Source organism: Aquimarina gracilis, from assembly GCF_035285365.1.
Taxonomy (GTDB): domain Bacteria; phylum Bacteroidota; class Bacteroidia; order Flavobacteriales; family Flavobacteriaceae; genus Aquimarina; species Aquimarina gracilis.
The window spans coordinates 110,587-132,253 of the sequence record NZ_JAYKLX010000006.1 but is presented as its reverse complement, the minus strand read 5'-3'; the positions used below and the strand labels follow the sequence as shown (position 1 = coordinate 132,253).

General features: G+C 34.3%; 15 protein-coding genes. 8 read left to right on the top strand and 7 right to left on the bottom strand.

The window, feature by feature from the left end:
- Positions 1–165 precede the first annotated feature (165 nt).
- The 5 genes from U6A24_RS13365 to U6A24_RS13345 form a co-directional block, all read right to left on the bottom strand.
- Positions 166–3,015 (bottom strand): CHAT domain-containing protein, encoded by a 2,850-nt coding sequence (locus tag U6A24_RS13365; RefSeq protein ID WP_324180488.1) that lies wholly within the window; start codon positions 3,013–3,015, stop codon positions 166–168.
- Positions 3,016–4,374: 1,359 nt separating this feature from the next.
- Entirely contained in the window at positions 4,375–6,015 is a 1,641-nt protein-coding gene (locus U6A24_RS13360) for a S8 family peptidase (RefSeq protein WP_324180487.1), read from the bottom strand.
- A gap of 71 nt (positions 6,016–6,086) precedes the next feature.
- Positions 6,087–6,761: a tetratricopeptide repeat protein gene (locus U6A24_RS13355; protein WP_324180486.1), complete on the bottom strand. Its 675-nt coding sequence runs from the start codon at positions 6,759–6,761 to the stop codon at positions 6,087–6,089.
- Complete coding sequence (locus tag U6A24_RS13350; protein WP_324180485.1) at positions 6,758–7,321, bottom strand: RNA polymerase sigma factor; 564 nt, start codon at positions 7,319–7,321, stop codon at positions 6,758–6,760. Before U6A24_RS13350 ends, U6A24_RS13355 begins: the two co-directional genes overlap by 4 nt.
- Positions 7,322–7,960: 639 nt before the next feature.
- Positions 7,961–8,395, bottom strand: coding sequence for a hypothetical protein (locus U6A24_RS13345; protein ID WP_324180484.1), 435 nt, complete (start codon positions 8,393–8,395; stop codon positions 7,961–7,963).
- Positions 8,396–8,659: 264 nt separating this feature from the next.
- Here U6A24_RS13345 and U6A24_RS13340 point away from each other — a divergent pair, with 264 nt between their 5' ends.
- From U6A24_RS13340 to U6A24_RS13315, 6 genes are all read left to right on the top strand, one after another.
- A complete protein-coding gene (locus tag U6A24_RS13340) occupies positions 8,660–10,837 on the top strand; it encodes a S9 family peptidase (RefSeq protein WP_324180483.1) in 2,178 nt (725 codons plus the stop codon).
- A gap of 244 nt (positions 10,838–11,081) precedes the next feature.
- Complete coding sequence (locus U6A24_RS13335) at positions 11,082–12,779, top strand: hypothetical protein (RefSeq protein WP_324180482.1); 1,698 nt, start codon at positions 11,082–11,084, stop codon at positions 12,777–12,779.
- 58 nt (positions 12,780–12,837) lie between these two features.
- Positions 12,838–13,611 carry a hypothetical protein gene (locus tag U6A24_RS13330; protein WP_324180481.1) on the top strand — a complete coding sequence of 258 codons (774 nt, stop codon included), beginning with the start codon at positions 12,838–12,840 and terminating at the stop codon, positions 13,609–13,611.
- A gap of 512 nt (positions 13,612–14,123) precedes the next feature.
- Positions 14,124–16,037, top strand: coding sequence for a hypothetical protein (locus tag U6A24_RS13325; RefSeq protein ID WP_324180480.1), 1,914 nt, complete (start codon positions 14,124–14,126; stop codon positions 16,035–16,037).
- A 3-nt stretch (positions 16,038–16,040) separates the two neighbouring features.
- The gene (locus tag U6A24_RS13320) at positions 16,041–16,859 is read left to right on the top strand and encodes a DUF2490 domain-containing protein (protein WP_324180479.1); all 819 of its coding nucleotides are present in this window, start codon (positions 16,041–16,043) and stop codon (positions 16,857–16,859) included.
- A 33-nt stretch (positions 16,860–16,892) separates the two neighbouring features.
- Entirely contained in the window at positions 16,893–17,759 is an 867-nt protein-coding gene (locus tag U6A24_RS13315) for an MORN repeat-containing protein (protein WP_324180478.1), read from the top strand.
- Between the two features lie 61 nt (positions 17,760–17,820).
- On the opposite strand, the gene U6A24_RS13310 is transcribed toward U6A24_RS13315, so the two are convergent.
- Together U6A24_RS13310 and U6A24_RS13305 are read right to left on the bottom strand one after the other, a co-directional pair.
- Entirely contained in the window at positions 17,821–19,212 is a 1,392-nt protein-coding gene (locus U6A24_RS13310) for a right-handed parallel beta-helix repeat-containing protein (RefSeq protein ID WP_324180477.1), read from the bottom strand.
- A gap of 184 nt (positions 19,213–19,396) precedes the next feature.
- Positions 19,397–19,549, bottom strand: a complete 153-nt coding sequence (locus U6A24_RS13305) for a winged helix-turn-helix transcriptional regulator (RefSeq protein WP_324180771.1) — start codon at positions 19,547–19,549, stop codon at positions 19,397–19,399.
- A gap of 368 nt (positions 19,550–19,917) precedes the next feature.
- On the opposite strand from U6A24_RS13305, the gene U6A24_RS13300 reads away from it, so the two are divergent.
- A complete protein-coding gene (locus U6A24_RS13300; RefSeq protein WP_324180476.1) occupies positions 19,918–20,670 on the top strand; it encodes a hypothetical protein in 753 nt (250 codons plus the stop codon).
- 15 nt (positions 20,671–20,685) lie between these two features.
- On the top strand, positions 20,686–21,522 hold the full coding sequence (locus tag U6A24_RS13295) for a tetratricopeptide repeat protein (protein WP_324180475.1): 837 nt from the start codon (positions 20,686–20,688) through the stop codon (positions 21,520–21,522).
- Positions 21,523–21,667: the final 145 nt, after the last annotated feature.

Here is a 21,667-nt window from a genome sequence, read left to right as displayed (position 1 = left end):
TAGTAATAAGAGTATGGTTTTAAATTTTATCACAGTAATACTATCTTATTTGGTTAATAATACTTTTACTTGTAGTACTTTACCTTATAAGGGAGAAAAGAGAATAGTGTGACAGACTTTAATATTTTTTTTAAAAAAACGTAGAAAACTTGAAAAACAAAGGGTTTACAGGCTTGATTTCTTTTTTGAAGAGACAATAATAAGGGCTATAAATAGAATTAGTATACCTATTAAGGCCACCCAAACAAAAACAGGTAAAGAACTATTGGATGATTCGATTTCGCCTAATAAAATAAAGTTAGCCCAATAGTACGGATGCCTTTTATTGGGTTCTGATTTTGATAGATAATCTAGTTTGGATTGATAAAGTGCAAGGTCTATGGGTTGTCCTTCATGTATATATTCTAAAAATGTGGTTGTAATTGCCATCGAACTGGCTTCAGAGGCGTTCCATAAGCTGGAAAGAATGTTATGCGCACCTCCCAGTAGAAATGATTTGCTCATACCTTGTACACCCTCTCCATTGTATATTTTTCCGCTCGCAGAATGGCAGGCGCTTAGTAGTACTAAATCTGCTTGTAACCGGTTGCTATATAAATCTTGTGGAGAAAGAATAAACTCCTCTTTGCGATCATCGAAAATTATACATGATTTATTTGGATTATCAATATCTACAAGGCCATGTAGCGAAAGATGTATAATATCTGCTTGGGTGCCATAAGCTAGAAAGTTTTCCAGGGTGGCTTCATGATCAATGAATGTATTTCCATCAAAAATAGCGGCCCCTCTTTTTATTTCTTCTTGTGATAAAGTGAGTTGCGATAAGTTCTCGTTGCCAAAAAAACGCTTGCGGGCTTTTAATTTTTGATTGAGATCAGTACTGTATTTAGATCCAAAACCGATATAATTTGATAACTCTTTTTTATGGTGGTTTCTAAATAGTAATGCCAAAGCATACGAATACGAAATGGCATAGTTTTCGATTAGGTATTTTTGCGGCGCATTTTGATTAGAGGTTAGTGCTTCAAAAGACAATTTGTGAAGGGCTCCGTCAGGGATAATGCATATTCGTTTTATGCTAGTACCTATTCTACCAAGCCCTTCTTGAAGCAACGCATTGTAAATGTCATTAGAAAGCTTTTTGGATACTTCTGTCTTTGGATTGTGGCATTGTGCTATAAACTGGTCAAAGGACTTTTTCAGATCTTCGGTATATGGAATTGTAATCGGAATAAATTCCGTATTAGTAAGCCAAAAACTATACATCGTGTTTTCAGTCAGAAAATACTCAATGACTACCATATCTTTTGGCAGATCCTTTTGCACTTTTTTAAGTTCAGGAGGACGAATAAAGGCGTATTTTTCTTTGATGTAAGCGGGTTCTTTTTTTTCTACTTCTTTTAAATAACTATCTAATGCATATTGCGCTTTGGTAAAGGTATTAAGCAATGAATCTTTGTTGCTGCTATTGGCTTCGGTTAGCAAAGCTCCTTGTTTGTGCATCTCTTCTCGCAGTTCTTTTTCTTTTTTCAGAACTTCTGAAGAAACATTAGACTGAAGCGCATTTACCTGGTTGAGCTCATATTGTAGCACAATAGCTTTGGTTTTTGAGGAAAAATGATATGCCTCTTGCAGATAAAATTGATTATCGGTAATACGATACAGTTCGAGTGCATCTTCAACCGCTTTTCCGTAATGATCAAACTTTAATTCTAAAAAATTCAGTTTTGACTGCTCAAATTGAAAATTAAACAGGCTTCTATTGATAACAGAATCAATTTTATGCTGGGCCAATAGAACTTTTTTGAGAAATTTTAAGTTTTTAGAATCCTTGTATTGGGCTTCAAATATTTTTGTTTTTAGTTCTATTAATCGTATCAGATGGCGGTCATCAAGTATTTTTGACTTTTTAATAATAGGTAAATTGTTTCTGTCAAACTCTTCATCTGGAAGCAGAAACTCAAAAGCTTTGTGTAATGATATATTTGCTTGATCTATATCTCCTTTTCGAATTAATACATCGCATAAGTTTTCATATCCTCTTGCAATTGCATCTTGATAGTCACCATCCACTCCTAACTGTTTTCTGATTTCAAGTACATCATTCATATATTGTTCAGAACTATCAAAATTTTCCAAGTCTGCATTAATTATAGCAAGTAATTCTAAACCTATGGAGTAATAAAAAGGCTCTTTATTTTTATCTAATAGCTCTAATGCGTTTTGAGCCATTTGTTTGGCAATTTTGTATTCTTTAAGCCCTAGATAAGTTGTACCCGCATTTAGGTATATTAATGCCAAATCAATTTTAGGAATTTGGTAATGAAATTGGTTGTAAATCATTAGGGCTTGATTGATGTAGTTTTTAGCTTTTTCATAATCTTTAAATTCCATATTCATAGTAATCAGGTTATTGATTACTTCGAATTGGTTTATTGTTTTTTCATCTTCCTTATATAGATTTAAAGCATTTAAAAGATATAATTCTGCTCTAAAAATATCATTTAATTCTTTGTGGAATTTTCCTATTCCGTGATACTTTTTAGCTAATTCGTACTTAGGATATTCTGCGTCAGTTTCAAAAAAAATTAGAGCCCTGTCCAGAAAGTCTTTTGCGTTTTCTAGTTCACCCAAGTATTGATATGAAACACCAATGTTATAAATAGTTTTGGCTCTTTCTGATTGTGGAACGCCTTCACAATTCCCCCAAACCTTAAGAGCTTTATTTTTATAGTAGTCTATTGCTTCTTTTTCTCTATCTAACTTATAAAGAGAAACCCCTATTTTATGAAAGATTCTTCCTTTCAGGTAACAGTCTAATTCGATAAACTCTTGCTGTTGTACTATTCGGTCAATTAATTCTATGTTTTTCTCATAGTTACCATGCTTAAGATTTTGATTAATTTCCTGATAATAACGGTCAAAAAAGGAAGCGTTTTTTTGCACTGTAGCCCACGATAAGGATACAAAGAGTAAAAAACATACGGTAATGACCGATGGTGGGGTGATAGTCATACTTGTTTTAATATGAGTAGTCTATAGATGTTCTGTGATCAACAACTAAGATACTAAAATGTTAAAAAATTACGGTTATCCGCAAATAAAACTTGAGAAAAATTAATGGTAAAGGTTAAACTTTTGTTAGTAATAATCCTTTAAGATAAGGGCCCTTTATCTAAATTTAGATGATTGCGATGCTAATTCCGTGATGTTGTGATGATACCCAAAAGATCATCTGGCTATTTTTTGCTGCAGAATAATCCCATAACATTTCCTCGACCAACAGTGCACCAAACCTGTCCCGCGCATGTCGGTAATCTTCCCGCACATGTTTTTATAGACCAGCGGTACCCGGCAGCTGCTCCGCACAGGTAGGTGACCTTCCCGCGCGCTACTTTTATCGATCAGCGGTACTTGGCAGGAGCTCCGCACAGGGTGGTGACCTCTCCGCGCACTGGTTTTATCGACCAACGGCACTCGGCAGTTGCTCCGCACAGGGTGGTGATCTTCCCGCGCACACAGGCGAGGTGTCCCCGCGGTGCGGAGACCCCAACCCAGTGCGCGGGCCAGTAATAATGCGGGTTTTGTTAAACTAACATGAGTTTGAAATAAGAAAAATGCCTGAAACAAACTAAATGTTTGATACTTAGTTCTTTTCAATTTTCTCTCTCTTTAGGTTACGATGTGTACATATCTCTTGAATTGAACCTTTCCTATAAAAAACATCCATTTCTGATCCTTCCTGCAAAGGAAGGGAGTTAAGAAGTCTCCCTTTGAAGGGAGATTTAGAGGGATGTTTCAGGCTCTGTTCGATAGCAACAATATCTGTGTACATATCTCTTGAATTGAACCTTTCCTATAAAAAACATCCATTTCTGATCCTTCCTGCAAAGGAAGGGAGTTAAGAAGTCTCCCTTTGAAGGGAGATTTAGAGGGATGTTTCAGGCTCTGTTCGATCGCAACAATATCTGTGTACATATCTCTTGAATTGAACCTTTCCTATAAAAAACATCCATCCCTGATCCTTCCTGCAAAGGAAGGGAGTTAAGAAGTCTCCCTTTTGAAGGTAGATTTAGAGGGATGTTTTTACATAAATTTATTTAATCTACAATTATATACACACTGTAACCCACTGGGAAACCAGCAGGCAGGAGTTCAAAATGACGCAAAGTAGTGTCATTATTACGCAAAATACACGATCATTTAATGATTTTAAAGAGTATCATTATAGGTCATAATGTTATGGTGGTGGCAAGTTACATCTGCACAGCGAAAAACTAATGTAGACTAGGCGCTAGGAGTCTAGTGCTATTAAATAATAATTGCGTTTATTTTTACAATAAACGCAATTTATTTTTAGGTACTTATTATTGACTACATCTTGATTACTGCCTCAGTTGTAGTGATCCCTGATTTTGTTGAGATTTTTATTACATACATTCCCGGTTTTAACAGACTAGTTTCTTCCAGAGTTACCGTTTTTTTATCTTTTAATTGAACATTTTTTTGTACTACCAGTTGCCCTTGTTGTGTATAGATAGAAACATTAATTTCTTCACTGTCCTTACTATTTGATGTTAAACGTAAGCGCTCCTTAAATGGATTGGGAAACATATTGTATTGATTTGCTTTAGTATTGGTTATGGTTGTTTTATTTAAACTTGTGGAGTTGCATCCATTACCAAGTTGATCAAATGCAGCTGGAAAATTAATACTCCCGTTTGCCACTACTTTTTGAAATAGGCTTGGTGATGCCGTTGATGTGTTTATTAAACTACATTTAATACTATTATAATCAAAAGCGTTTTGATGTGTTGCCAATATTGCAGCCATTGCGGTTACATTTGCCGTAGCAAAAGAGGTGCCGGATCGATAACCAACTGTGCCAGTTAGGTTAGGTCCGGGAATATTATCCCCTAATAAAGCTACATCGACCGACAATTGCCCGTAGCTGCTAAATGCACTTAACTGGTTTAGACAACTTGTAGAAGCTACAGAAAGAATATTTTCATTAGGATAAGAGGCCGGAAAAGATATGATTGCATTAGCATCATTATTTCTGTTGGTATTACCTGCTGCTGCTATGACCATGGCACCCATTTGTTCGGCATAGTCTATAGCTAGTTTTAGGGGTCTTCCGATTGGATTTGTATTTCTGTTTTGATAGCTAAAACTTAGATTAAGGATATCGGCACCTTCGTTTACTGCATCTAGTATGGCTGGAATAAGATTAGACACGAATCCTTGACCTAAGGCATCATGGGTTTTTCTGATATCAAAAGAAATCGAAGATGGGGCACCGGCTTGACTAAGCAAATGGTAAATAACTCCTGCCACATGGGTGCCGTGGCCATTACGATCATCTGGAGTCTCATCATCATCAACATAATCGTATCCTGTGTACTGAGGTATGGTAAAAGAATAGCCTGGAAAACTTCCTGTCACTTGAGTAATACCCGTATCAAAGATTGATATTTTTATCGGATTATTACCAATATTGGTTTGCGGGACAATATCCTCAAAACAAAATCCGGTTGCACCTGTGGGTTGATTGGGGACAATATGCCCAATATTAAAATCTACACCATCCACATCTGTCTTCTTTTCAGCGCTGGTAACTTGAGCATCAATATTGGTAACGGGTTGCCCCATAGCATCGATGTAGGGGAATACACGCGTGTTCCATAAGCGTAGATTAATTTCTGGTCTATACCAGATTTCATCAGAATTTAGTTCATTTAATAACTGATCTACTTCTGCTTCAGAGATTTGAGGACTTAATTTTACAAAATATAGGGATGGATGCTTGATAATACAATTATCATCATCATCATCGTCGTCATCGTCACAATCATCATCATCGTCACAATCATCATCATCGTCATCGTCGTCGTCACTATCTTTGTTTTGCTGATTTATTTGATTGTTGTTACTACTGTCGACATATTGTGCGAATACAGGAAAAACAGCTAGCAGAAATAATGCTATAAGTAACCAATGCTTGAATGTTTTCATAATTTAAGTGAGTTAAATTGATTTTTAATGGTTGAGTATGGCCAAATAAGAGGATAAGCCTGAACTAGTTTTTATTTAATTATTTCTAATAGTTCTTGCGACAAAGTATAGTTCCAATCACTTGTGTTTATTTGTTTCAAAAGATGTTGTGCTTTTTCATTTTGTTCATTAAGTAAATACGCCAAGGATTGGTACCAGTTTATTTCTTGTCTGAAGCGGTCTTTATTTGTTTCTTCAAATTTTTGAATGGCTTCTTGATAGTTGTTGTTTAATAAAAGTGCCATGGCATGATAATATTGATCTTCTTCGGTTACCTCGCTCAAAGTTTCAAAATGAATGATTGATTGCCGATACTCTTTATTATTGAAGGCTTGAATAGCTAAGATTCTACTTTGGTTTTCTTCTGCAATACCTTTTGAAGCTCCAGGGTGTAATATTTCCTGAGTTGATAGATATGATTGGGCGATTTTGGTCGTATTCTTATCAAGAGAATTATTTGTTAGTTGTATTGTAAGAATTAATGCAATACATGCTGCTGCAGCCAAAAAGATCTTAAAGTATTTAGAAGAATTATTCTTTTTTATACTGGAAATGTTTTTGTTTATTCCGTATTCTTGACTTAGTGTTTCTTGCCATTTGTTTCTAAGATCACTATCGTGTTTTCTTTTTAAGATTTCTTCAAAGATTTGATCTTCTTCTTTTGAAGAAATATTTGGGTCGAGGAGTTTATTTATTTTTTCTTTCATGACTTGACTGTTGTTTTAAGTCCAAAATGATCTTTAAGTTTTTTTAGACATCGTTCCTTTTGTTTTCTAATTGTTGCAGGGCTCTTTTGAAATTCATCAGCTATTTCTGATAATTTCATCTTTCCATAAAAATGCTGGGTTAGTAATTCTTTACATGAGTCCCCGAGCTTTTTCCAGGCATTATTAAGCAAGTCCATTTCATAAGAATCTTCCAGTGGGGTATCTGTTTCATGACTTAAGAAAGCAATTCCGTCAACATCTACGGTATTTTTTTTCTTATTTCTAAATAGCATTTGGGAAGCCATTTTGGTAAATAGGAAGCGCAAATTTCCGTATTGTAATTTACCATCAACAAATCGAGTTCTAAATTCGATAAGAGCATCCATCGTGGCATCGTATGCATCCTCATGACTGGCTTTGTATTCTCTAGTTAGATAATTCATTGTTTCCTGAAATTGCTTAAGAAATACCTGCTCAAAGAAGCAGGTGTTGTTTCTTTTTAAATCGGCTATGAGTTTTTCAAAAGAAGCCTCTGTTAATCCAAAATTTTTGTGTTTCATTCTTATTGTGTTTTAGTCAGTAAGGATCGGATCAATGGTTATGACTAAATTCGCTAAAGAAAAAACAGTTTTCATTGATTTATTTATCTATATAAGGCCTTAAAATCGAAAACGTGACATAGTGTGTTAGAAAAAAATCTAACATTTCTATTTTTCTTAGTTTTTCAGTAGAAAAAGTCATAAGATAACCGATTTACCAATGAACAGGTAAAACGGAAATTACCCTACCAATACCGCAAAATATTATCATTGCGATAACATTATTTTGTACAAGTTTAACATTGTCGGTAATAATCACCCTTTTGGAAATGTTATAATTTTATTAACCAAAAGTTAAACTATTATTTGTTAATAGTAATTGTATTATTTGGAAAACAAAAACTCGATGTGATACGTTTTTTTATAAATAGAATCACCAAATTTTTGCTAAAAAAGAGCAATCCAATATTTTAATTGCCGATGATGATCATAAAACTACATTCATACACCAATATCTGTTGGAGCGTATACGGACAAACTCTATATAATGGAGGCATTTACATCATTAACGATTGAAAAAAAATAGTAGTGCTAACAAAATGGTCGATACACTTAAAGTATCAGAATTAAGCATTCGTTGATCAATCATTATTAGATTTTTTAGGCCGCACTTTCTTCTTTAGAGTTGTTTAGTTTTTTGGCCCAGCTAATGGCTTCAGAAAGATTGTCGAAACTTCTAAATTTACTGCGCATGAATAACTTTTCAAACATGGTATTTAGTTTTCCCTTTTGATCATAACTTATGATGCCATATCCTTTCAAGGAGTAGCTGTACTTAAAAAAGTGAATCCAGTCACTTGGTACTACAGAATAGGGATGTATCCTATTGGAAATATAGACCAAATCCTTTCCATTTTGGTCATACAGGCTTGTTATTTCTTCTACAACACTTTTTGCATGGTCTTTCCATGTGAATACAATATCTTTATTGACTTCGCCAATTATAAAATTCTCGAAAAGATAATAATCTCCAAACGAGTAAGAAAGTACCTGTATAGCATCGTTGTAAAAAGAAGTATCCTTAATACTTTTCATATTACGAAAATATACAGATAAAAAGACTTGGTTTAATCTAACGTTGAAAATTGAATAGATAAATCGATAAATAGAATGTTTTAACGATAAAAAGACGCTATTAAGGTTAATATGCATTTTTGAAATGTATATTTTTTAAAAACTATAACTTTAGAAGCTAATTAGATTTCAATAATACTCTTATTTTTATTTGCAAAAACGATTAAATACATAAATTACATTTCAAATTAAAGAGAAGAAATACAATTAAATCAAATATTTTTTATGAAAACAAAAATCATCAATCTATTTATGGCTTCTGGCTTACTTTTTATTTCGTGTAATAACGAGAATAAAACTACAACCAAACCATATCAATCTCTTGAAACACCTGCGGCAAAAAAAATAGCAGAAGAACTTACTGCCCATGGCGACACCCGCATTGATAATTATTTCTGGATGCGTCTAACAGATGATCAAAAGAATGCTGAAACACCTGATGCTCAAACGCAAGATGTTTTGGATTATCTGAATGCGGAAAATGATTATAAAGAATCGGCTATGAAGCATACAGAAGGTATTCAGAAAAAACTATATGATGAGATTGTGGGGCGAATTAAGAAAGATGATTCTTCTGTTCCTTATAATGATAATGGATATTCATACTATACTCGTTTCGAAAAAGGGATGGATTATGCGTTGTATTGTCGTAAGAAATTAAAAGAAAATTCAAAAGAGGAAATAATGCTTAATGGTCCCGAAATGGCCAAAGGGTATTCTTATTATGGGTTCGGAGGAAGATCTATAAGTCCAGACAATAAACTTCTGGCATTTGGAATTGATACTGTTTCCAGACGTCGATATACTATATATTTCAAAAACCTGGAAACAGGGGAATTAATAAAAGATAAGATTGAAAATGCAAGTGGATCGGGTGCCGTTTGGGCCAATGATAATAAAACTGTTTTCTATGCTTCAAAAGATCCGGTTACGCTTAGGCAAGATAAGATATTTAAGCATGTTTTGGGCACGGATCAATCTGAGGATGAACTTGTTTTTGAAGAAAAAGATGAAACCTTTAGTTGTTATGTTTATAAGTCGAGATCTGATAAATATATCATGATAGGTAGTGATCAAACTTTATCTACAGAACATAGATATCTTGCTGCAGATACTCCCAATGGTGAGTGGAAAGTTATTCAGCCTAGAGAAAGAAATCTAGAATATGATGTTGCACATTTTGGAGACCATTTTTATATCAGAACCAACGATAATGCAACTAATTTTAAACTAGCAAAAACTCCTATCGCAGCTACTACAAAAGAAAACTGGGCAGATGTAATTCCTCATAGAGATGATATTCTATTGCAAAGTTTTGTTGTTTTTAAGGATCATTTAGTGTTACAAGAGCGTGTTAATGGCCTTAGAACCATTCGAGTTATGAAATGGAATGGTGACAATGATCATTATATAGAATTTAAGGACCCTGCTTATGTATCATATCCAACTACAAATTTGGATTTTGATACTAATATTTTACGTTATGGCTATACTTCTTTAACTACTCCAAATAGCACCATTGATTACAATATGGATACCAAGGAGCAACAAATCCTAAAGGAGCAAGAGGTTGTTGATCCCAATTTTTCCAAAGACAATTATGTGTCAGAAAGATTATATGCAACGGCTAGAGATGGGGTAAAAATCCCAATATCACTGGTATATAGAAAGGGAACCGAAAAGAGTGCAGACACGCCATTACAGCTATATTCTTATGGGTCATATGGTAGCAGTACAGAGCCATTTTTTAATTCTACGAGGCTTAGTTTACTTGATAGAGGATTTGTTTTCGCTATGGCACATATAAGAGGTGGTCAGGAAATGGGAAGACACTGGTACGAGGATGGAAAACTTTTAAAGAAAAAGAACACATTTACAGATTTTATAGATAGTGCTCAATATTTGGTTGATGAAGGGTATACCAGCCCAAAACATATGTATGCTTATGGCGGAAGTGCAGGAGGACTTTTAATGGGAGCTGTTCTTAATATGAAACCCGAGTTATGGAACGGAGTTGTAGCCGCCGTACCTTTTGTAGATGTAGTATCGACTATGATGGATGAGACCATTCCTTTAACTACTTTTGAATTTGACGAATGGGGAAATCCAAAGGATAAAGAGTATTATGAATACATGAAATCGTATTCGCCTTATGATAATGTTGCGGCAAAGGATTATCCAAATATATTGATAACAACCGGTTATTGGGATAGTCAGGTACAATATTGGGAACCAGCAAAATGGATTGCCAAACTCAGAGAGTTAAAAACCGATGATAATCTGTTGATTATGGATTGTGATATGGAAACCGGACATGGAGGAGCCTCGGGAAGGTTTGCTCGTTACAAACGTACTGCATTATATTATGCTTTTATGTTGGATCTTGAAGGTATGACAGAATAATAAGTAAAGACTATAGGAAACAAAAAATCTCCAAGAGCATTCTTGGAGTTTTTTTTTAATTCTTTTTCAAAAGAAATGTATTGAGCCCAATTTAGGTTTTCGACCCTCCATGAAGGGGTGATTTACCTCTTTACTATCCAAACAAGAGATTCTAATTTTGATTACGAATTGACTCCCTCTTTTAGAATTAGTAAGTATACCCCCATTATTCTTGTATTGATATTAACATTATAAATTCGACACTATGGAAATTAGGTATACGCATGCAAAGGTTAAGTTTCTACGATTAATTCTCTTTTTAGTTGTTTTTTTGTCTTTTTTTGATTTGATAGCTCAGGCAAGTGTCATTAAGGACAGAACAGAGTTTCTCAAATATGCTGGAACAGTTACTACCGAAAGTTTTGAAGGAATGACTCCGGTTACAGGTGCCACAGTTCTTACTCAAATTCCGGCGTCAGATATCAATGATAATTTTCAGATGGATAGAGGGGGTTCAGGTTTAATGCAAGTATGGAATACAACCACCGACCCTTCGTTAGATGCTGCAGATGGGGATCAAGCAATTTTCTTTTCTGCAGGAGCGCTAAGTACAGAAGAGAATCCATCATCGTTTAGATTTTCTAATTTTCAAGGCTCATCGGCACAAATAAACACTTTTGGTTTCTATCTTGTAGACTGGAATAACTCTGTAACCCAGGGAGCACTATCTTTTAAAACCGATACCGGAGTAACAGGAATCTTAGAAGAAGTTGTTCAAAGTTTGCCAAACAACGTGGTTCGGTATTTTGGAATAATAACAACCGAGCCGTTTTCAGAAATTACCATCTATACTACAATTCCCGGAGATTGGACGCTTATCGACGCGGTATCCTATGGAATTGAAGGGTTACACCCTCCAAAGGCTTCAGATGATATGGCTATAAAAGTCCCGTCAACGTTTATTTGTGAAGGAAACAAGAAAGGGTTTCCTGTTGATCTTGATGGAGTTAATAATGGAACATCGAATGACCCGAATGAAACATTATTTGTAATAGAAACTTTAAATGGAAAGATTGGTGGTGATAAAGTTGTACAAGATAAGGTCTTGTTCTATAGTTTTTTAAATAACAATTGCTCGAATCCAACATGTACCAATTGCCCTAGTGGAAAGTTTTTATTTCGATTTGTAGATATGACTGCTTTTGGTTTTGATATTAACAATTCGGATACTTGGGTGTATAAAACAATACCCAAAATTAGCCTTAGAGCAAGAAATAATCAAGACCCAAGGCCTAACACCACAAAGCCCTATAGTGTTGTTAAAGCATACAAAGAAACTAACAATGCAACCCCAGGTAATTTAATCGACATAAATCCGTCGATTGAGGTAACTGGAAATGGGGGGTATACACAATGTGCTTTTGAAGATCTTGATGATGGAATAGGAGAGGTATACATACAAACAGATTTTGCAGAAAACATAATGAATGATATTATCCTATATAGCAATCCAGTTAATACTCCTCTTGGTGCTAGTGTTGAAGTTAGCAGTAATAACGGTACTCTAAAATTTGATCAGATAAATGGTACGGGAACCACAACAGTAACCAAGCAAAAAAATGGACCAGGGTTCGGTGGGAATTTTTCAATATGTGATCCTAACGAATTTTATAATATTACAACAACCGCCAATTTTTCTGGTAATATTGAAGTATGTCTCGAATATAATGAATCGTGTGAAAGCTCTGATCTGCAACTTTTACATTTTGAAAATGGACAATGGATCGACGTTACTACCTCTATCGATACAGATAATAATATCATTTGCGGTGTTGTAAACAGTTTGTCGCCTTTTGCAATTGTAACTAGTAGTAAACCATTCAATTTTTGGTATGCATTTCTTTTAGGGCTAATTCTATTGGTTATAATTTTACTTATACTTAAAAACAGAAATAAAGATTAGTTATATTTATCAGGAGTTACATTAGAATCCAATTATTCATACAAATTATTGCTCTTTAATGGAGAATTATCGGCATTTACAGATTTTGGTTTTAGCTATAATCACTTTATTATTGTCTGCGGTTTATGGGCAGGAAACTGAATTTACAGGAACTTTTAAAGCACACAACGCAGCGTTTACATTACGGTTTAAGCCTATGACAGATTCTTTTCACGGGACTTTGCAAACATCAAATGGAGTTTTTCCATTAAAAGGTGAGGTTCATCAACAGGAAATGAAAGGTATTGTTTATACCGAAATTGGAAATTACGATTTTAGCGCTACTTCAGGCAAGAATAAATTAATAGTTCTCTTTCAGGGAGTTACCTATCAATATCTTCGTTTGTCCCAAGATCATGAATTAGACAACGTAGACCTAACACCATATTTTAAAGATACACCTAATAATAAGATGGGTAATTTAGAATTATATGCGCAGCAGATTGCAGGTAGCCAGTTGGTATACTACCAACGCACGTCTCTTTTTAATGATAGTATGGCGAGTTCTATGACGTATGTGAATTTTTGCAAAGATGGTCGGTTTGGTGTCAATTATGAAGGGTCTTTTAGTGTAGAAGGGGATTATGGAGGTAATGCCCACGGTGCTAATTATGGCTCTAATTTTGGTACCTGGAAAGTGATACCTGGCCAAAACGGACCTGCATTACAATTGAATTTTGCCAATGGAGGAGAAGGAATATATCCTATTAATCCTCAACAGTTGTATACAGGGCGTTGGCGTATCGGCAATACTCAATATGCGCTTCAGAAAGGAAAAGTGATTTGCAGATGATAGTTACCCGAAAAATTAATTAGAATATGATTTTGCCTTGTATATGCTAATGTATTCTAAAATTCCGTTTAGAAAAAGTACGAATGGATGTATTTACTCTTTTACTAGGTCATCATGCTTTGTTTGGATGATAACAAACTAAAAGGAAAAATACCTGGTAAACCTATATTTACTTTGCATCCAACAGCCTAAAGATCATTTTGTTAGTGATGAACTATTACGTTTTAAGTTTCTTGAAACAGCAGGTAAAAAAAGCAATGAACTGCATATTTATAATTTTGGTATTGATTCCTATGTGGAAAAAAAGATAGATTAATTAGCAATTCTTTTAAGTATACTCATAATAAGGCAATGAAGTATACGACCTTCAAACTAATTCGCTTATCATAGAAATAAGCTTATACAAGTAAAATGCAAATACTTAGTTATGTTTCATAGGGTTTAGCAATATTTTTTGTAATATTTTTCCTGTAAATTCAAGTCGTATCAAATAATTTTAGTTCTTTTGAATTATGATAATTTTAAGACTTGAGTATTTGTCATATCGTATACTCTTTGGAGTTTTGCTTGCTCTTCCAATAGTTTTAAGTGGACAAGAAAAAAAGCTTTATGAAGGACCATCCCAAATCGGAACTTATAAAGGAGAAGCCTCGTATCATTATGTAATCGCAAATAATGATACCCTTCTTAATGGATCATTCTTATTAAAGAGTTCTAATCTAGAAGCTTTATTGAAAAAGGGCGATATTTCTTTTTCAATAAAAGGAAATTTTAAGGATAATACCCCATCCGGATTCTGGAAATTTCAATTCAACGAATTTAAGACAGATAAAGCGAGTACTGTCGAAGATAATCAATATCTAGTAAATGTAAGTGGCACACAGCAAATTGCGTCCGGGACATTCCAAAACGGAAGACCCGATGGTCAATGGGTGTATGTTGTCCAGCAAATCAAAAATTCACAGGTTGATAAATTCACTTTCAAAAGTGTAGTAGATTTTAATAATGGGGTTCCTCAACTTAGTTTTACTATTGAAGATGAAAAGGAGGAACTAGTAGGTATGTTTTTAAGGAATGGAATAGCTCATGATAAATGGACGCTTTATTCTGATGAGAATATTGATGAAATAGAATCTTGGAATTTCAACGAGGGTATATTGGAAAGTGTAGAGATTCGGTCTGGTAATGGAAGAATAGAGAAGATTAAAATATTTGATAATGTACCTAAGGCCAATACTAAAACTATTACCCTGGATAAAAAATATCTCGATGTTTTAAAAATAAAGCTACAGAAAAAGGATTCTAAAAAACTTGTAGATGGTGGAATTATGCGATTATTAAGTCAAAATGATCGTTATTACAAGAATATTGATTCTATTTTATCGAAAAAAACTTCATTCACGTTTTTATCAAAATTCAATGTAAAGATTCCATATTTCCCTCTAGAGACTATAGAAAAAGTTCGCCTAGATTCCATTTCAAAGAACTATGAGTCATCTAGAGGCATTAGTAATTCTTTATTAAGTAATACGCAACTTACTATTCTTAGGTTATCCGATGAAAATGTACGTTCCCTAGAAGAATCGCTTGAGGTAATCTCTAAAAAAATTCTTGACCCATTAGAAGAACTTGTTTCTTTTTATAAAGAAGAAAAAATTTCTTTTGTTTCAAGAAAGGAACTTCTTTCCAAAATTTGGCCTGATGGAGTTCCAGATGTACATAAAATTGAAAAAGGAGTGAATGGAAATTCCTTAATTTCAGTGAAGAATCTATCACATAAAACATTGTATCGTTTGGATTCTATTCAACAGATACTAGCCAAAAAAATAACCAAACAAGAGCGAGAACAGGAAGCCATAGCCTTGGAAAAAAAGATGATTGCTCAACGTAATTATTTGGATCAATTAAGTGATTCTTTGAGAGCCGATACCATACCACCGGTATTTTTTAATACGCTTCAAAATATTAAGAAAGATACCGAAGATAAGCTAAGTAAATACTCAAGTATCAATGATGTGAAAGCAAAGCTTGATTATGCTCGCGAATTGGTACAGTGTTTTGAGAAATTGGACAAGGTGGGAGAAACAATTTCCAAATTACCCGCGCAACAATATGATATAAGATCAAAGTACCAAGATGCTGTATGGAATCCATTCACGGCAACAATCATGAATGAAACCATTAAAAAACGTCTTATTATGGCATACGAAGATGTTTTGATTCCATATTATTTAAAAAGAATAGAAGATGGCTTGCCGTGTGAAGAAACCGAACAATGGATAAATCTTGTAGAAGCCACTTATGATAGAATGCTAGAATTAAGGGATGAAGACACCCGAAAACTTGAGCGTAAACTAAGAAAAGAAGATGATCCTTTGGTTATTTTGGAACGTCTTTCTATAAATTCCCAAATTGAAAAGAACTAACACATGATAAAAAACTGTGTTCGATATAGTGTTGTATGTGTTCTTTGTGTTTGTTATGCATTTTCTGTACAGGCACAAGAAGTCTTGCCCTTAGAATCAGAATTTAAAGAACCTACTACCAAGCTTTGGCTAAATACTTACGGAAATATTAGGGTTTCTAAACGATTATTTTGGGTGGCTCAAACTCATTTCAGGTTTGAAGAAACAGAGAGTACTCCTTTTGTAGGACAAGTAGCGCAAGTGTATAACCGGCATGCAATAGGTTATATCTACTCAAAAAAGTTTAATTTTAGTCTTGGAGGAGTATTAAGACTGAACTTTAATACTGATGCGTCTTCTGTTGATAGGAATTTGGTTCCCGAATGGAGAATTTGGCATCAATACATGTTTGCGATGCCCATTTCTACGATGATGTTCTATCATCGAATTCGTATAGAGCATCGATGGACGCAGGATTTTGCTGACGATAGTGAGTATGAATTCAGAAACAGGTGGCGATATATGTTCAAAGTGAAAATTCCAGTAAATTCTCATAAATTACAACCCAAAACCTTCTATATTTCTCCAGAAGCCGAATTGATTATGCAAAGTGGTAAGCCTGTGGTAGGAAGTCCTTTTGAAGATCTTCGTTTACATGCTTCATTTGGTTATATTCTTACTCCGCGAATAACGTTGGCGGCCGGAATTATGTATTCGCAAGGGCAAACTTTGGCAAATCCAGGTATTTATAAACAAAGTTGGACCGCCAGGTTTCATGTGTATTTTTCACCTGATTTCAGAAAAGTTAAGAATAAACTACCAGCAATTCATCTGGATGACTAATGTGTATTAACCGTTAACCAATAGTTAAGAACAATGAGAACCAAAAAAATGAATCGTATTTTATATGGTTTACTTACCATAGCAATCATTGGAGCTGTTTTTAGTATGTTCCAAACCAAAAAATTACATAAAAAATTAAAAGAAAGCCAGATTAAAGAAACTCAAGCAGCGAGTAAGATTGCATTTCAAAATAAGCTGCTACAAATAGATTCGATGTTGGTAAAAGGGCAATACAAATCTGCAATTGATGCCTATAAAAAGCAGTTTGATACCGTAGTAGATAATTTTAGTACAGATGTTAAACTTCGAATTGAGCTGGCACAACAATTAATGGATTTCAGTATAGGAACAAGTATCAATGATTCTATTTCGGATGAGCAACAAAAATTGGATTCGATAAATGCCAACTATGCTGCGACTCCTTTTGAAATACGCAGATATGATTCATTGAATTTTGTCTTAGAAAAGACAAGGGTACAACTTAGCCGTATGAAAAAGCAATTGCAAAAAAAATCAGGAGGGCAATATCTCACATTTAAGAATACCAAAAAGCATAAATTGCATTATGTGGGTCAGGTTCGTAACAATAAAGCTAATGGTTATGGAATTGCTCTTTTTGACACAGGTAGTAGGTATGAAGGAGAGTGGCAAGACAATTTAAGACATGGTGAAGGATCTTTTTATTGGCCCGATGGAGAATCTTACCAAGGAGAATATCAAAATGATCGCCGTAATGGGATGGGTACCTATTTTTGGCCTAATGGCGAAAAATATACCGGGCATTGGAAAAATGATCAACGTGATGGAGAAGGAGTGTTTTATGGTAAAGATGGTAAAATTGTAACCCAGGGCGTATGGAAAGATGATAAATTAATTGAAGAGAATAAAGACAAAAAATGAATACAAAAGTTGTTATCGCATTAAAGAAACAAAAAGTAAATAGTAACCCCTTTTTACTTTTTTAAAACCCATCTATCACACACTGCATAGAATAAGGTGTAGTATCGGATAAAGGAATTTCTTCAAGCGTATCTTCTACATAATTTCCACTTGCAAAACCTGTAACATCATTGAAACGATACGTCCAACAAAATCTAAGATTAGGGTGATCTTCAGAATAAGTGACCAGGTTATCTACTAATACTACATCGTCAAATTCGCTAAAGGCCAAAAAGTAACCAAGAAACTTATTACGGCGTACATCGGCATCAGAACTTTTGTACATATACATGCCGCAGCTATTACAAACATTTTCATGTACATAGGTAGCTCGATTATGACCTTTTTCCCCTCCGCTTGAATACTGAATATAACCCAACCTTCCGTTAACCGATCCCGTTACCATTGTAATGGTATTTCTTGCAATAATATTATGGGTGGTATGCCAACTTACAATGGGACCATCGACATAGGTGTTTCCATCACCCTGTTCCATTACATTATCCAAAATATATACATTTTCTCCAGTTGCATTTACAATATCTCCCCCTGTATTGTGATGAAAATAATTGTTCTGTATCAAAATATCTTCATCAATACGGCCGGGACCTTCAATATCTACGCCAAATTGCGGAGTTGTTCCGTTAATATGATGGATTTCATTATCTCTTATTTCTATACGAATACCACCAACAATAGAAATACCTTGTCGTCTATTGTTATAGATGTTATTATTTTTAAAAGTAACGTCTTTTGCATCTACTACCAGAGAACCATCCCCGGTTAAACTATGCATTTTCATGTCTTGAATTAGTACTTGATTACTATCATTCCATACGCAGATACCATGACCTTCATCATGAACTGTACTTCCGTCGGTTTCACGAGGAGTAAAGATATGTGTATCACGATCTCCTATAATGGTACCTCCTCGAATGATAATATTATTTCCGTCTAGGCTGATAACACAATAATTCCATTTGTTATTAGTATCTATTCTCAAAACGGCATTTTCACTGAATACAAATTCTGTATCACCATGAATCTCAATACCGCCTTGGTAGATATCATTCACATCTTCGCCAACCAGGTATTCGCCATTAGGTAGAATAACACGACTATAACCTTCTTGGTGAGCCCAATCAATTGCTGCTTGTAAATTGGCTGTAGTTTTTATTGCATTTGTGCCATTACTGGGGATATCCCATTGAGTTAAATCAATAGTATATTCATTATTGTTTGGTATATTGGGTAATTGGGCTTCAAAGAGCATCTCAGGTAATCCATTGGCGTCGAGGTTCTCTTCATCTGCTCCAGAATTTGAACCACCTGAATCAGAATCCAAATTTTCGTTGCTGCAGGAAATGAATAAAATTCCTAAAAAAAACAATAGATAACAGCTTATATTTTTCATGGGGACTTATATTAAACAAACAATTGTAATATATTAAATAGAAGAATAACGGCAAAACAAATTATGAAGAAGAACTTCAATATATTTTCATGAAGTTATAAAACTACGACCAATAACGGCAGACTTTTTAAGAGATAATTAATAGGGGTAAACGAAGGTTAAAAACAACTAAAATTTAAGACATTCAAGGATTAGCAATGATTTCCCCTTTCTCATTAGTGACCATCATTCCCCATTCTGCAATTGAGATGAGCACCGGAACCAACGTTTGTCCAAAAGAGGTTAACTCATATTCTACTTTTAAAGGAGGCTTCTTTGTATATACTTTTAGGGTAATTAATCCGTACTACTGTTTGTTTATGATTTGATTTTTATTGGAATATTGTGAGGAGAAGGGTTACATTTTATACCCAAGTACTGCTATCTAACTTTTTTCTATTATTCTTTTTGGATTCAGGTACCAATACTTGGTTTACTTATGAAGCGCAAGCAAAAAAGAGAAACCATGTAGTTTTTATTGTGATTAATCTGTTAAGATTTGATAATTAATTAGAAGATTATTTTTTTGGTGGTATCTGAAGGGTTTAAAGTGAAAGAAAAAACAGTCTCCTATCGATTTTAGAATAAAAAATAAAATTATTGTAACACAAGTCATCACTTATTGTCAAATATACTAGTACAACATCAATCAAAATATTTAGTATAATGAAAACAAAATCTTTTATTACGCTCTTATTGAGTATATTTCTTTTATTCAATTTTGAATCTTTTGCTCAAGAAACCATTACTGATTCACAATGGCAAGAAGATCTGAAGTTTTTACAAAAAGAAGTACATAATAATTTTCCCTTTTTATTCAAGAAAATAAAACAAGAAGAATGGGATGCAGAAGTCGAAAAGCTTCATAATCAAATCCCAAACCTTAAAGAACACGAAATAAAAGTTGGCTTATCTCGAATTGTTTCAATGTTTCAATATGGACATACTCAAATTACATTTGGCACTGTAGCCAAATACGGGGTGTTACCTGTAAATCTTTATCATTTTAAAGATGGTGTTTATATCGAGGGTGTGCAAAAAGCTCATCAAAAAGCATTAGGAGCCAAGGTATTAAAGGTAGAGAGAATGGAAATTGAAAAAGCGCTTTCTGCCGTTCGGCCAGTTGTTCCTGTAGAAAATGATCAATATTTTAAAGCCTATGGATTACGATTTTTAACGGTTCCCACAGTACTTCATGCGCAAAGGGTGATTCCTAAACTTTCAGATAAAGTAACATTAACTTTAGAAAAAGAAGGAAACGTTTTTGAGTATACCTTTCCAACAATTCCATTAAAGGATTTGTCTAGAGATTATAATTTAACTATTCCTAATGACATGTGGTTGAGTGCTAGAAAAAATGACAAAACACCTTTGTATCTTAAGCATTTAAATGAAAAGTTTTATTACTATGAGTATTAAGCAGACACCAAAACAGTGTACGTACGCCAAAGTTCTGTTTTCAATCATAACTCAGAAACGCTAGAAGGTTTTTATAAGCGACTTTTTGCATTTATCGATACCAATGAGGTAGAAAAACTAGTGTATGATGTACGCCTTAATGGGGGAGGTAACAATTATAACAATCCTCCTTTAATTAAAGGATTATTGGCGCGACCCAATATAAATAAACGAGGAGCCTTTTATTATATCATTGGTCGCAATACATTTTCGGCCTGTCAAAATCTAACCAATGAGATTGAAAATTATACCGAAGCCATAATGATTGGAGAGGCCACTGCTGAAAACAAAAACTTTTATGGCGATACATCTCCTGTTGTTTTACCCAAATCGAAAATAAAAGCATATTTATCCTTTGCATGGTGGCAGGATATGCCGCAATGGGAAAATAAAGATGCTACAATACCGCATTTCGGAAAAGAAATGACCTTTGACGAATATCGTAATAATGAAGACCCTGTATTAGATCTTGCTATGAAGATGGATATCGATAATGTAATCATTGATCCTATGGATCATTTTACAAAATTATTCATGGCTGGCAAGATGGAACAGTTGGCAAAGGACACAGCCCGAATTGTAAAAGATCCATTATATGCACACATACCCTTTAATAAAGAGTTTAACCGTATAGGCAAGTTATTACTGAAACAAGGACAATATGATGGCGCTTTATATGTATATAATATGACGGCAAAATTATATCCAGATTCTCCAGAAATATGGAAAAGTTTTGGTGAGGCACTACAAGCAGCCGGTAAAGTTGATGATGCCAAAAATGCATTTGCAAAAGCAAAACAATTACATAAATAATATGCGTTCGATATAAAAAAAACATCCGTCAGAGTGATTTTCTCCATGTCGTCTTGAGTAGAGTCGAGAGGCTACTATGAAATACCCCCAAATAGTGTCTAACTTTTTGGGGGCACTTCAAATTAACGGCTTTTTAGAACTAAAT

Bases quoted from the DNA above. Each gene is read 5' to 3' on its own strand.
- U6A24_RS13310 (WP_324180477.1), bottom strand. From the start codon at position 19,212: ATGAAAAATATAAGCTGTTATCTATTGTTTTTTTTAGGAATTTTATTC.
- U6A24_RS13315 (WP_324180478.1), top strand. From the start codon at position 16,893: ATGAGAACCAAAAAAATGAATCGTATTTTATATGGTTTACTTACCATA.
- U6A24_RS13325 (WP_324180480.1), top strand. From the start codon at position 14,124: ATGATAATTTTAAGACTTGAGTATTTGTCATATCGTATACTCTTTGGA.
- U6A24_RS13320 (WP_324180479.1), top strand. From the start codon at position 16,041: ATGATAAAAAACTGTGTTCGATATAGTGTTGTATGTGTTCTTTGTGTT.
- U6A24_RS13340 (WP_324180483.1), top strand. From the start codon at position 8,660: ATGAAAACAAAAATCATCAATCTATTTATGGCTTCTGGCTTACTTTTT.
- U6A24_RS13365 (WP_324180488.1), bottom strand. From the start codon at position 3,015: ATGACTATCACCCCACCATCGGTCATTACCGTATGTTTTTTACTCTTT.
- U6A24_RS13350 (WP_324180485.1), bottom strand. From the start codon at position 7,321: ATGAAACACAAAAATTTTGGATTAACAGAGGCTTCTTTTGAAAAACTC.
- U6A24_RS13335 (WP_324180482.1), top strand. From the start codon at position 11,082: ATGGAAATTAGGTATACGCATGCAAAGGTTAAGTTTCTACGATTAATT.
- U6A24_RS13330 (WP_324180481.1), top strand. From the start codon at position 12,838: ATGGAGAATTATCGGCATTTACAGATTTTGGTTTTAGCTATAATCACT.
- U6A24_RS13300 (WP_324180476.1), top strand. From the start codon at position 19,918: ATGAAAACAAAATCTTTTATTACGCTCTTATTGAGTATATTTCTTTTA.
- U6A24_RS13345 (WP_324180484.1), bottom strand. From the start codon at position 8,395: ATGAAAAGTATTAAGGATACTTCTTTTTACAACGATGCTATACAGGTA.
- U6A24_RS13355 (WP_324180486.1), bottom strand. From the start codon at position 6,761: ATGAAAGAAAAAATAAATAAACTCCTCGACCCAAATATTTCTTCAAAA.
- U6A24_RS13360 (WP_324180487.1), bottom strand. From the start codon at position 6,015: ATGAAAACATTCAAGCATTGGTTACTTATAGCATTATTTCTGCTAGCT.